Annotated in this window: 10 protein-coding genes; 9 read left to right on the forward strand and 1 reads right to left on the reverse strand. The window is 73.6% G+C overall.

The genetic code is table 11. From position 1 onward, the window contains the following. Positions 1–49: 49 nt before the first annotated feature. Positions 50–799: an MBL fold metallo-hydrolase gene (locus tag ACIOC0_RS29320; RefSeq protein ID WP_402158761.1), complete on the forward strand. Its 750-nt coding sequence runs from the start codon at positions 50–52 to the stop codon at positions 797–799. A 9-nt stretch (positions 800–808) separates the two neighbouring features. Next, entirely contained in the window at positions 809–2,044 is a 1,236-nt protein-coding gene (locus ACIOC0_RS29325) for a DUF4032 domain-containing protein (protein ID WP_402158762.1), read from the forward strand. A 10-nt stretch (positions 2,045–2,054) separates the two neighbouring features. Here the strand turns inward: ACIOC0_RS29325 and ACIOC0_RS29330 are convergent, their stop codons facing one another. Continuing rightward, positions 2,055–2,927: a universal stress protein gene (locus ACIOC0_RS29330; RefSeq protein WP_402158763.1), complete on the reverse strand. Its 873-nt coding sequence runs from the start codon at positions 2,925–2,927 to the stop codon at positions 2,055–2,057. A gap of 253 nt (positions 2,928–3,180) precedes the next feature. On the opposite strand from ACIOC0_RS29330, the gene ACIOC0_RS29335 reads away from it, so the two are divergent. From ACIOC0_RS29335 to ACIOC0_RS29365, 7 genes are all read left to right on the forward strand, one after another. After that, positions 3,181–4,857 (forward strand): FAD-dependent oxidoreductase, encoded by a 1,677-nt coding sequence (locus ACIOC0_RS29335; RefSeq protein ID WP_402158764.1) that lies wholly within the window; start codon positions 3,181–3,183, stop codon positions 4,855–4,857. An 11-nt stretch (positions 4,858–4,868) separates the two neighbouring features. Beyond that, positions 4,869–6,356, forward strand: coding sequence for an ATP-binding protein (locus tag ACIOC0_RS29340; protein ID WP_402158765.1), 1,488 nt, complete (start codon positions 4,869–4,871; stop codon positions 6,354–6,356). Next, entirely contained in the window at positions 6,353–6,706 is a 354-nt protein-coding gene (locus ACIOC0_RS29345; protein ID WP_402158766.1) for a UBP-type zinc finger domain-containing protein, read from the forward strand. The genes ACIOC0_RS29340 and ACIOC0_RS29345 overlap by 4 nt, the downstream gene beginning before the upstream one ends. A gap of 169 nt (positions 6,707–6,875) precedes the next feature. Beyond that, positions 6,876–8,135, forward strand: coding sequence for a serine hydrolase domain-containing protein (locus ACIOC0_RS29350; protein WP_402158767.1), 1,260 nt, complete (start codon positions 6,876–6,878; stop codon positions 8,133–8,135). Positions 8,136–8,319: 184 nt separating this feature from the next. After that, on the forward strand, positions 8,320–9,360 hold the full coding sequence (locus ACIOC0_RS29355) for a tetratricopeptide repeat protein (RefSeq protein WP_402158768.1): 1,041 nt from the start codon (positions 8,320–8,322) through the stop codon (positions 9,358–9,360). Beyond that, a complete protein-coding gene (locus ACIOC0_RS29360; protein ID WP_402158769.1) occupies positions 9,357–10,394 on the forward strand; it encodes a polyprenyl synthetase family protein in 1,038 nt (345 codons plus the stop codon). Before ACIOC0_RS29355 ends, ACIOC0_RS29360 begins: the two co-directional genes overlap by 4 nt. 141 nt (positions 10,395–10,535) lie before the next feature. Then, the gene (locus ACIOC0_RS29365; protein WP_402159064.1) at positions 10,536–11,498 is read left to right on the forward strand and encodes a threonine/serine dehydratase; all 963 of its coding nucleotides are present in this window, start codon (positions 10,536–10,538) and stop codon (positions 11,496–11,498) included. Positions 11,499–11,504: the final 6 nt, after the last annotated feature.

The raw sequence follows: 11,504 nt of genomic DNA on the forward strand, positions 1-11,504 counted from the left end.
CTGCTTTGCTGTCTCCTGTCGGGTACGGACCTCACCCCACGGGACGAGCATGCGGGCAGACGTACGGCAAGTGGCGGACGGCGCCTACCTGGTGCACGGCGGCGAGACCAACTGGGTGATCCTCACCGAGGGGGACGCGGTCACCCTCATCGACACCGGCTACCCGGCCGACCGGGAGCGGCTGCTCGACTCCCTCGCGCAGGTGGGCGGTTCACCGGAGGCGATCGTGGCCGTGCTCGTCACCCACGCCCACAACGACCACCTGGGCTCCGCCGAGCACCTGCGCACGGCCCACGGCGCCCCCGTCCTCCTGCACCCGGCCGAAGTCCCCCACGCACGGCGGGAGTTCCTCCAGCAGGTGAGCGTGGGCACGGTGCTGGCCAACGGCTGGCGTCCCGGTGTCCTGCCGTGGGCGGTGCACGCGCTGCGCTCCGGCGGCACCGAGCGGCGCCCGGTCGCCGCGCCCGAGCCCTTCCCCGCCGCGTCCGGCCCGCTGGACCTGCCCGGCCGGCCCGTGCCCGTGCACACCCCCGGCCACACCGACGGCCACGCCGTGTTCCACCTCCCCGAGGCGGGCGTGGTGGTCTCGGGCGACGCCCTGGTCAGCGGTCACGCCACCTCCCGGCTGAAGGGCCCGCAACTGCTGCCCGCGATGTTCCACCACGATCGGGACCGCGCCGTCGCCTCCCTGGACGTGATCGGGGAACTCCCGGCCGACGTGCTGCTGCCCGGGCACGGCCCGGTCCACCGGGGCTCCGTGCGGGAGGCGGCCGACCGCGCCCGGGAACGCGCCGTCTAAAGTCGGGCCATGGCTTTGCAGATCAGCGCCACAAACCCGGAGCACCCGGCCCTCCTGCTGGAGTTGCCCTGGCACCTGCCGCTGGAGGAGTGGCCCGAGGACATCCTCGTGCCGCTGCCGCGCGGCATCTCGCGCCACGTGGTGCGCTACGCCCGCGCCGGCGCCGAGGTGATCGCCGTCAAGGAGCTGGCGGAGCGCCCGGCGCTGCGGGAGTACGAGTTGCTGCGCGACCTGGACCGGCTGAGCATTCCGGCCGTCGACGCGCTGGCCGTCGTCACCGGCCGCGCCGACGGCTCCGGCGGCCCGCTGGAGTCGGTGCTCGTGACCCGGCACCTGGGCGGCTCGATGCCGTACCGGTCGATGTTCGAGACGACCATGCGGCCGGCCACCATGCACCGGCTGATGGACGCCCTCGCGGTGCTGCTGGTGCGGCTGCACCTCGCCGGGTTCGCGTGGGGCGACTGCTCGCTGTCCAACACGCTCTTCCGACGCGACGCGGGCGCGTACGCCGCCTACCTGGTCGACGCCGAGACCGGTGACCTGCATCCGCAGCTGAGCAACGGGCAGCGCGACTACGACCTCGATCTCGCCCGGGTCAACATCAGCGGCGAGCTGCTCGACCTGGAGGCGTCGGGCGCGCTGCACCCGTCGGTGGACCCGGTGGAGTTCGGGATGGAGATCTGCGCCCGCTACCACCGGCTGTGGGAGGAGCTGACCCGCACCTCCGTCTACCCGGCGGGCAAGTACCACTACATCGAACGCCGCATCCGCCGCCTCAACGAACTCGGTTTCGACGTGGCCGAGATGCAGATCGAGCACTCCCAGGGCGGCGACTCGGTCACCTTCGTGCCCAAGGTCGTCGACGCCGGCCACCACCAGCGGCAGCTGCTGCGGCTGACGGGCCTGGACGCCGAGGAGAACCAGGCCCGGCGGCTGCTGAGCGACCTGGAGAGCTGGATGGCCACCCAGGACGACTACGCGCCCGGCGACCCCCTCGCCGCCCGCCCCGAGGTGCTCGCGCACCGCTGGGTGCGGGACGTGTTCCGGCCGACGGTGCGGGCCGTGCCGGTCGAGCTGCGCGGCTCCATGGACCCCGCGGAGATCTACCACGAGCTGCTGGAGCACCGCTGGTTCCTCTCGGAGCGGGCGCAGCACGACATAGGGCTCGACACGGCCGTCACCGACTACATCGAGAAGATTCTCCCCAAGGCGCGCGAGACGCTGGAGCCGACCCTCCCGCAGTGATCCCGCCCGCTCAGTCGTGCGGGACGACGGCGACCGGGCAGTCCGCATGGTGCAGGACGCCGTGGGCGACGGAGCCGATGCGGGCGCCGACGGCGGTGCGGTGGGCGCGCCGGCCGACGACCATCAGCTGGGCCCGCCCGGACACCGACAGCAGCACCTGGCCCGCGCTGCCGATCTCCACGTGCTCGACCACCGGCACGTCGGGGAAGCGTTCCCGCCAGGGGGCGAGGGCGTCGGTCAGCGCCTTGCGCTCGTACGGCTCCAGGCCGCCGGCGTCGTCGAGGAGCTTGAGGGAGGCGGGACTGTAGGAGAACAGCGGCGGCAGCGTCCAGGCGCGGACGACGCGCACGGAGGCGCCGCGGGCGGCGGCCGTCTCGAACGCGAACCGCAGGGCGGGCGCGCTGTCCTCGGGGGCGCCCTGCTGGCCGACGACGATCTCGTGCCCGGCGACCTCGTCGCTGGGCTTGTCGCCGGCGCGGACCAGGACGACCGGGCGGGTGGCCTCGGCGATCACCTGCTGGCCCACCGAGCCGAGCAGGAACCCGACGACCGGGCCGTGGCCGCGCGAGCCCAGCACCAGCGTCTCGGCCTGCGCGACGGCCTCGGTGAGCGTGTCGACCGGGTCGCCCTCCAGCACGTCGGTGGTGACATCGAGGCCCCGGTGCCGTGCGGCGACCTCGGCGGCGGCCTGCTGCACCTCGGCCCGCACCCACTGCTCCTGCGCGTCCCGGTCGGCCAACTCGGCGGCCGTGTTCGGCTGGAATCGCCAGGCGTGCACCACCCGCAGCGCCCGGTCCCGCCGGACGGCCTCCCGTGCCGCCCAGGCGAGTGCCGCGAGGCTCTCTTCCGTCCCGTCGACCCCTGCCGTGATCGGGCGCGTCATCCCGCTGCCTCCTGAGTGTCGTCGTCGATCGTGCCCGCCCAGTCTTCACCACCGCCCGGCCGGTCGGACGCCCGGAGAGGGAACGAGCGCCGCGCACCCGGCGAGACCTTGCCCGAGAGTGCCGGGACCTGAACCAGGGGCGCACCCTCTCCCCCGGTCCCGCAGCGGTCCGGGGCGATCGAACATACGATGGCTGGAGCCCGCGCGGGGCTTGCCGTGCGGCGCGTTCTGACCGTTCTCGGGGTGGAGACGTATGGCACAGGCCGCCGAACCAGCGCGGACCGTCATCCTGACCGTGGACGACGACCCGGGGGTCTCCCGCGCCGTCGCCCGTGACCTGCGGCGTCGTTACGGCGCCGGGTACCGGATCGTGCGCGCGGAGTCCGGCGAGTCCGCCCTGGAGGCGCTGCGGGAGCTGAAACTGCGCGGGGACCTGGTCGCCGTGATCCTCGCCGACTACCGGATGCCGCAGATGAACGGCATCGAGTTCCTCGAACAGGCGCTGGACGTGTACCCGGGCGCGCGGCGGGTGCTGCTGACGGCGTACGCCGACACCGACGCGGCGATCGACGCGATCAACGTAGTCGACCTCGACCACTATCTGCTCAAGCCGTGGGACCCGCCCGAGGAGAAGCTCTACCCGGTGGTGGACGACCTGTTGGCGGCGTGGCGGGCGAGCGACCACCGGCCGGTGCCCAGCACCAAGGTGGTGGGCCACCGCTGGTCGGCGCGCTCCTCCGAGGTGAGGGAGTTCCTGGCCCGCAACCAGGTGCCCTACCGCTGGTACTCCTCCGACGAGCCGGAGGGGCGGCGGCTGCTGGCCGCGGCGGGGCAGGACGGGCAGCGGCTGCCGCTGGTGATCACCGCCGAGGGCACGCCGCTGATCGAGCCGGACGCGCCCGAGCTGGCGTCGAGGGTCGGCCTGGCGACGACGCCGACGGCCGACTTCTACGACCTGGTGGTGATCGGCGGCGGCCCGGCCGGGCTCGGCGCGGCGGTGTACGGGGCCTCGGAGGGGCTGCGGACGGTGCTGGTGGAGCGTTCGGCGACGGGTGGGCAGGCCGGGCAGAGCTCGCGGATCGAGAACTACCTCGGCTTCCCCGACGGCGTCTCCGGAGCGCAACTCACCGACCGGGCGCGCCGTCAGGCGACGAAGTTCGGCGCCGAGATCCTCACCGCGCGCGAGGTCACGGGGCTCGACGTCAACGGGGCGGCGCGCGTGGTCCGGTTCTCCGACGGCTCGGCGATCGCCGCACACAGCGTGATCCTGGCGACCGGAGTGTCGTACCGGGAGCTGCGGGCGCCCGGCCTGGACGAGCTGACCGGCTGCGGGGTGTTCTACGGGTCGGCGCTCACCGAGGCGGCCTCCTGCCAGGGACAGGACGTGTACATCGTGGGCGGCGCAAACTCCGCGGGCCAGGCGGCGATGTACCTGTCCCGGGGCGCGAAGTCGGTGACGCTGCTGGTGCGCGGCCCCGACCTGACGGCGTCGATGTCGTACTACCTGATCCAGCAGCTCGGTGAGGCGCCCAACATCTCGGTGCGCTGCGGCACGGTCGTCGACGAGGCGCACGGCGACGGCCATCTGGAGCGGCTGACGCTGCGGGACGTGGAGAGCGGGGCGACCGAACTGGTCGACGCGCAGTGGATGTTCGTGTTCATCGGCGCGGCCCCGCTGACGGACTGGCTGGACGGCACGGTGCTGCGCGACGGGCGCGGGTTCATCCTCGCCGGGCCCGATCTCACGCCGGACGGGCGGCCGCCGGCGGGCTGGGAGCTGGACCGGCCGCCGTACCACCTGGAGACCAGCGTTCCGGGCGTGTTCGTGGCGGGCGACGCGCGTGCGGAGTCCGCGAAGCGGGTCGCCTCCGCCGTCGGAGAGGGAGCCATGGCCGTGATGCTCGTGCACCGGTATCTGGAGCAGTCGTGAGCGGGCGGGCGATGCCCTGCAGCCCGGGCGAGATCGGCGCGCTGTTCCTGTTCGAGAAGCTCTCCCCGGAGCAGTTGGGACGGCTGTGCGCCGAGGGGCGGGTGGAGAAGTTCGACCCGGGGCCGGTGTACGCGGAGGGCGACCCGGCGACCTGCTTCTACGTGATGATCGAGGGCACGGTGGTGCTGTCCCGCCGGGTCGGCGGCGACGACGTCGAGGTGGTGCGCTCCTCGCAGCGCGGGGTGTACTCCGGGGCCATGCAGGCCTACCTCGGGGACCGGGTGCCGCAGGTCTACACCAACTCGATGCGGGTGACGGAGCCGACGCGGTTCTTCGTGCTGCCCGCGCAGTCGTTCGCGGACGTCATGCAGGAGTGGTTCCCGATGGCCGCGCATCTGCTGGAGGGGCTGTTCTTCGGCACGAAGAACACCCAGCGGGCCATCGGGCAGCGTGAACGACTGCTCGCCCTGGGCTCGTTGTCCGCGGGGCTCACGCACGAGCTGAACAACCCGGCCGCGGCGGCGGTCCGGGCCACGGCGACGCTGCGGGAGCGGGTGGCGAAGATGCGGCACAAGCTCGCCGTCATCGCGCAGGGCTCGTACTCGCCGGAGACACTCGCGGAGCTCATCGAGATCCAGGAACGCACCGCCGAACAAGTCGCGAAGGCACCGGTGTTGAGTCCGCTGGAGGCCTCCGACCGGGAGGACGAGCTGACCGACTGGCTCGACGACCACGACATCCCGGACGGCTGGCGGATCGCGCCGACGTTCGTGCAGGCCGGTCTGGACGTGGACTGGCTGGAGCAGGTCGCCGCGGCGGTGGCCGCCGACATCCTGCCGGGCGCGATCGGGTGGCTCAACTACACCGTGGAGACCGAGCTGTTGATGGACGAGATCGACGACTCCACCACCCGCATCTCCCAACTGGTGGACGCCGCCAAGCAGTACTCGCAGCTCGACCGGGCCCCGTACCGCGTCGTCGACGTCCACGAACTCCTCGACAGCACCCTGCTGATGCTCTCGGGCAAGATCGGCCGGCGCATCGAGGTCGTCAAGGACTACGACCGCGGGGCGCCGAAGGTGCCGGCGTACCCGGCGGAGCTCAACCAGGTGTGGACGAACCTCGTCGACAACGCCGTCTTCGCCATCAACAGCGCCGGTGGCGAAGGGACGTTGACCGTGCGGACGGCGCGGGAGGCGGACCGGCTGCTGGTGGAGTTCCGCGACACGGGGCCGGGCATCCCGGCGGACGTCCGGGACCGCATCTTCGACCCGTTCTTCACCACCAAGCCGGTGGGCGAGGGCACCGGGCTGGGCCTGGACATCTCCTGGCGGATCGTCGTCAACAAGCACCACGGCGGCATCCACGTCGAGTCCGTGCCGGGCGACACCCGCTTCCAGGTCCTGCTGCCGCTGACGGCGCCGGATCCGGAAGAGGCCGGGCCCGACGACGAGAACATGATCACAGAGGACCGCGCATCAGCGGAGGAGCCCGTATGACCGACGCCCTCGCCATCGACCCGGACGTCCCGCCGAGCGGCGCCGGCTGCGTCGAGTGCGACGCCGCGGGCGGCTGGTGGTTCCATCTGCGGCGCTGCGCCTCGTGCGGGCACATCGGCTGCTGCGACTCCTCCCCCGGCCGGCACACCACCGCCCACTGGAAGGCGACCGGGCATCCCCTGGTGCGCAGCTTCGAGCCGGGCGAGGAGTGGTTCTGGGACTACGGCGCCGAGGAGCTGTTCGACTCCGGGCTCGAACTGGCCCCGCCGGTCAGCCGTCCGGAGGGCCAGCCGGCGCCGGGCCCGGCGGGCCGGGTGCCGGCGGACTGGGCGCGCTCGCTGCACAGCTGAACCTGCGGCCTCCGCGCCTGAACCGACGGCCTCCGCGCCGAACACCGGGGCGCGCACGCCCAAATGATCGCTTTCTTCCGTCCCCGCGCACATACTGGGCCGACCACGCGAGGTGACCCGTCGGTCACCGACTGCGCATCGGCCGCGGAGATGTGACGGGACAGGAAGCATGTCACTCGGGGTGTTCGGAAAGTTGAGAAGCGCGGCACTGTGTGTGTCGCTGGGGGCCGCGCTGGCCGCCCTGCCGGCGGTACCCGCGCAGGCCGCGCCGCCGAAGCCCGATCTCGCGGGGCTGCGGGGCGTCCTGCGCACGGCGGTGGGCCAGGGCGCCCCGGGGGCGGCGGCGCTGCTCGACGACGGCGGGAGTGTCCACCGGCTCGCCGTGGGCGTCTCGGACCGGAAGACGGGCCGCGCCCTGACCGCCGGCGACCGCTTCCGCATCGGCAGCGTCACCAAGGTGTTCTCGGCGGTCGTGCTGCTGCAACTCGTCGACGAGCACAGGCTCTCCCTCGACGCGCCGGTCAACCGCTATCTGCCGAGGCTCCTTCCCGACGGCCGGATCACGGTCCGGCACGTGCTGAGCCACCGCAGCGGTCTGTACGACTACAGCAACGACATGTTCGCCCGGAGCGTGGCCGGCTTCGAGGCCGTGCGCACCAAGGTGTTCACCTATCGTCAGCTCCTGGACCGCTCGCTGCGCCGGCCGCGCACGACCGCGCCCGGCGGCGCGTACTCGTACTCCAACACCAACTTCGTCGTCGCCGGGATGCTGATCGAGAAGCTCACCGGGCGCCCGGTGGGCGCGGCGTACCAGAGCCGGATCATCGGACCGCTGAAGCTGCGGGACACCTTCTACGTGCATCCGGGCACCGGCATCCCCGGCGTCCACACGCGCGGCTACCTCACCCCGGACGCGCCGGCCACCGCGCTGGTCGACGCGACGCGGCAGACGGTGTCCTGGGCGCAGAGCGCGGGCGCCCTCATCTCCAGCACCCGGGACCTCACCACGTTCCTGGCGGCCCTGCAACGCGGCCGGCTGACCTCGGCGGCGGCGCTGGCGCAGATGCGGCGGTGGACGCCCGCGGGCGCTCATCAGGCGTACGGACTGGGGCTGCGGCGGCGGGACCTGTCGTGCGGGGTGTCCGTGTACGGGCACACGGGCGCGGTGCAGGGCTACTACACGTACGCGTTCACCTCGTCGGACGGCCGCCGCAGCCTGGCCGCGCTGTCCAACGCCTCCAACAACTCCCGCGTCCACAACACGATGCTGCGCACACTGGAGTCGGCGTTCTGCGGTACGGGCAGGCGCACCCGCACAGGCAAGGACGACGCCCACCGGGGCGCCGTACCGCCGTACGAGCGACCCGAGGACATGCCGGGGAGCGCGGAGGCGGAGCCGGGCTCACAGCCGGCCACCGCCACGCCGTAGGGGTGAGGCCGGGCGGGTGATCTGCGCCTCACAGGCAACCCCGCCCGGGAGGCCCGCGTCTTGATCGACGACAGCGGAACACCACGACTCCACCCCTCCCCCCGCAGGGGCACGGGGCTGAAGTCCGCTGCACTATACACGCCATGTATACGCAGAGTGTATACATCATTGCCGAAAGGACGCGATGTACGGCAAGGCTTTCGCCCCGGAGTACCAGGGCGCCCTCACCACCCTGTCCGTGAACTCCTCCCTGGTCGACGTACTGGCCGCCGGCACCGAGCGGTTGGCGGCGGCGAAGCGGGCCGGGGAGCACGCAGAGGCCGCCCGTTCCGGCCTCGCCGTGGCCGAGGCGCACCGCCGGCTGGGGCAGGTGCGGGAGGCGGACCGGGCCTGGAAGGCGAGCTACCGGGCCGCACGGGACGCCGACGACACCGCGGCGATGGCCTGGGCGCTGTGGAGCGGCGGCACCCTGGCCCGCCAGCGGGGCTCGTTCCCGCTGGCCCGGCGACTGCTGGCGCTCGCCGCGGAGCTCGGCGAACACGCCGGGGACGTGGTCGTCCGCGGGTACTCGCTGGCCGGGCTCGCGGAGACCGGCCGGATACAGGGGGACTACGAGGCGGTCGGCAGGCTGCACGAGCAGCTGCTCGCCGAGGCCCGCAGGCGGGGCGAGGCGCGACACACGGTGTGGGCGCTGGAGGGCATCGCACAGATGCACCGCAACGCCGGCGCGTACGACACCGCCCACGCGCTGTTCGAGGAGGCCGCCGAGATAGCGGGGCGCGCGGACGACCGGCGAGGGCACGCGTGGGCGCTGCGCGGGCTGGCCGACATCGCCTCGGCGCGCGACGGCGACGTGGAGCGGGCCCTCGTCCTGCTGTCCGAGGCGGAGACGACGTGCCGGACGATGAACCTGTCCAGCGCGCTTGCCTACAACCACAAGATGCGGGGCAACGTCCTGTACCGGGCGGGCCGTTACGCCGAGGCGCGGGAGCTCTACGAGCTGGCGCTCGACGAGTTCGGCGCGATGAGCGAGCCGCGCGGGGAGGCACTGGCCCGGCTCGGCCTGGCCAAGTCGCTGGCCCGCCTGGGCCGCGACCGCGCCGAGACGGCGGCGGAACTGGCCGAGCTCGCCGGACGGTTGGAGCGGATCGGCCTGCGGCACGCGCGCGAGATGGTGGCGCGGGCGCAGAAGGAACTCGGCCTCGACGCGGAGGCCGCGCGATGACGACCTCCTCCCCGACCGCCGCCGCGCCGACCGTGCCGGCCTCGATCCTCGATCGGTGCCGCACCCTGGTGCGGCCCGCTCTGACCGAGGCCGTGGGGCGGCTGCACCCCTGGGTGGGTGAGATGGCGGCGTACTCCCTGGGCTGGTGCGAGGTCGGCGGGGCGCCCGCCGCCGCCTCCGGCGGGAAGGGGCTGCGGCAGGCCCTGGCGGTGCTGGGGGCGGAGGCGGCCGGCGCGCCCGCGCGAGCCGGGACGGCCGCGGCGGTCGCCGTGGAGCTGGTGCACACCTTCTCCCTGCTCCACGACGACATCATGGACGGTGATCCGACGCGTCGGCGGCGACCCACCGTCTGGAAGGCCTACGGCACGGGTCCGGCGGTACTCGCGGGCGACGCCCTGTTCGCCCTGGCCGTGGAGACGCTGGCCGCGGCTCCGGGCGGCGCGCCCGGCGTACGGCTGCTGTCGGCAGCGCTCACCGAACTCGTCCGCGGGCAGGCCGACGATCTGTTGTTCGCCGCCCGCCCCTTCCGGGGACCGCAGCGGGTGCTGCCGCACGAGTACCGGGCGATGGCCGAGGGCAAGACGGGCGCGCTGCTCGGCTGCGCGGCCGCGCTGGGCGCCTCCCTCGGCGGCGCGCCGGAGACGACGGTGACGGCGCTGGACCGGGCCGGCCGGCATCTGGGCGTCGCCTTCCAGATCGTCGACGACATGCTCGGCATCTGGGGCGACCCGGCCGTCACCGGCAAGCCCGTCCACGGCGACCTGCGCGAAGGCAAGAAGACCTTCCCGATTCTGGCCGCCCTGGCGTCCCCGACCCCCGAGGCGCGTCGACTGGCCCGGCTTCTGGAGTCGCGGACCGACCACGCCGAGGCGGCCGCCCTGGTGGATCTGGCAGGCGGCCGTGCGGCGGCCCTCGCCGAGGCGCGCCGCCGGACGACCGCCGCGGCTGCGGCCCTCAACGGCGTCCCGCTGCAGGCGAGGGCCGCAGCCGACCTGCGGTCGCTGTTGGACTTCCTGGCGCGGCGTGAGGTGTGAACCGCGGTTGACCGGGTCCGCCGCCACGCGAAAGGGTGCGAAGCGGGCACGCGGAGTGCGCGCCCCGGTGAGCGCGTAACAGGAAAGGTGGTCGCCTTGGCCGGCATCCCCCACGTCGACGAGGTCACAGAAGGCTCCGGCATGCTCGAGGTCTCGGCCGTCGAGGCCATGGCTGAGCGGATCGCCGGGCACGTGCTGCGCACTCCGACGCTGCCGAGCCCGGGTCTGTCCGCGCTGCTCGGCGCTCCCGTCACCGTGAAGCTGGAGTTGCTGCAGCGCACCGGCTCCTTCAAGGCGCGCGGGGCGACGGCGAAGCTGCTGTCGCTGAGCGAGGCCGAGCGGGCGGCCGGGGTGGTGGCGGTGAGCGGCGGCAACCACGGGATCGCGGTGGCGGTCATGGCCGCGGCGCTCGATGTGAAGGCCACCGTGGTGATGCCGCGGACAGCGCCGGCGCGTTCGGTGCGGATCGCCGAGGAGGCGGGCGCGTCGGTGCGGCTGACGGACGGCATGGCGGAGGCGTTCTCCCTGGTGGACCGGTTGCGGGAGGAGGGGCTGACGCTTGTCCACCCGTTCGACGATCCGGCGGTCGTCGCCGGTCAGGGCACGGTCGGCCTGGAGCTGGACGAGGACGCGGACGACGGCCTGACCGACGTCCTGGTGAGCGTCGGGGGCGGCGGGCTGATCTCCGGCGTCGCGGCGGCCCTGCGGGCCCGTCGGCCCGGGGTGCGGGTCTGGGGCGTGGAGACCGAGGGCGCGGAGGCGATGTCCCGGGCGCTGGCGGCGGGCGGCCCGGTGCCGGTCGAGCTGTCGTCGGTGGTGTCCACGCTCAGCGCTCCCGCCGTCTCGCGGTTGACGTACGACCATGTGGCCGCGCTGGTGGGCGAGGTGCTGGTGGTGCCGGACCGGGAGGCGGTGCGGGGGGCGGTGGAGTTCGCCGAGCACGGCAAGGTGTGGGCCGAGCCGGCCGCCGGGTGTCTGCTGCCGGCCGCCCGGCAGGTGCTGGAGCGGGTCGGGGGCGACGCCCGGCTCGGATTGGTGGTGTGCGGGGGCAATGCGTCGGCCGGGGACATCTCGTCCTGGGTCGAGCGGTTCGGGCTGGAGTGAGATACG

The sequence above is a fragment of the Streptomyces sp. NPDC088254 genome, from assembly GCF_044740925.1.
GTDB lineage: Bacteria > Actinomycetota > Actinomycetes > Streptomycetales > Streptomycetaceae > Streptomyces.

What these genes read in the sequence shown, in the direction of transcription:
- ACIOC0_RS29320 (WP_402158761.1), top strand. Translation starts at nt 50, where the DNA reads ATGCGGGCAGACGTACGGCAAGTGGCGGACGGCGCCTACCTGGTGCAC.
- ACIOC0_RS29325 (WP_402158762.1), top strand. Translation starts at nt 809, where the DNA reads ATGGCTTTGCAGATCAGCGCCACAAACCCGGAGCACCCGGCCCTCCTG.
- ACIOC0_RS29330 (WP_402158763.1), bottom strand. Translation starts at nt 2,927, where the DNA reads ATGACGCGCCCGATCACGGCAGGGGTCGACGGGACGGAAGAGAGCCTC.
- ACIOC0_RS29335 (WP_402158764.1), top strand. Translation starts at nt 3,181, where the DNA reads ATGGCACAGGCCGCCGAACCAGCGCGGACCGTCATCCTGACCGTGGAC.
- ACIOC0_RS29340 (WP_402158765.1), top strand. Translation starts at nt 4,869, where the DNA reads ATGCCCTGCAGCCCGGGCGAGATCGGCGCGCTGTTCCTGTTCGAGAAG.
- ACIOC0_RS29345 (WP_402158766.1), top strand. Translation starts at nt 6,353, where the DNA reads ATGACCGACGCCCTCGCCATCGACCCGGACGTCCCGCCGAGCGGCGCC.
- ACIOC0_RS29350 (WP_402158767.1), top strand. Translation starts at nt 6,876, where the DNA reads ATGTCACTCGGGGTGTTCGGAAAGTTGAGAAGCGCGGCACTGTGTGTG.
- ACIOC0_RS29355 (WP_402158768.1), top strand. Translation starts at nt 8,320, where the DNA reads ATGTACGGCAAGGCTTTCGCCCCGGAGTACCAGGGCGCCCTCACCACC.
- ACIOC0_RS29360 (WP_402158769.1), top strand. Translation starts at nt 9,357, where the DNA reads ATGACGACCTCCTCCCCGACCGCCGCCGCGCCGACCGTGCCGGCCTCG.
- ACIOC0_RS29365 (WP_402159064.1), top strand. Translation starts at nt 10,536, where the DNA reads ATGCTCGAGGTCTCGGCCGTCGAGGCCATGGCTGAGCGGATCGCCGGG.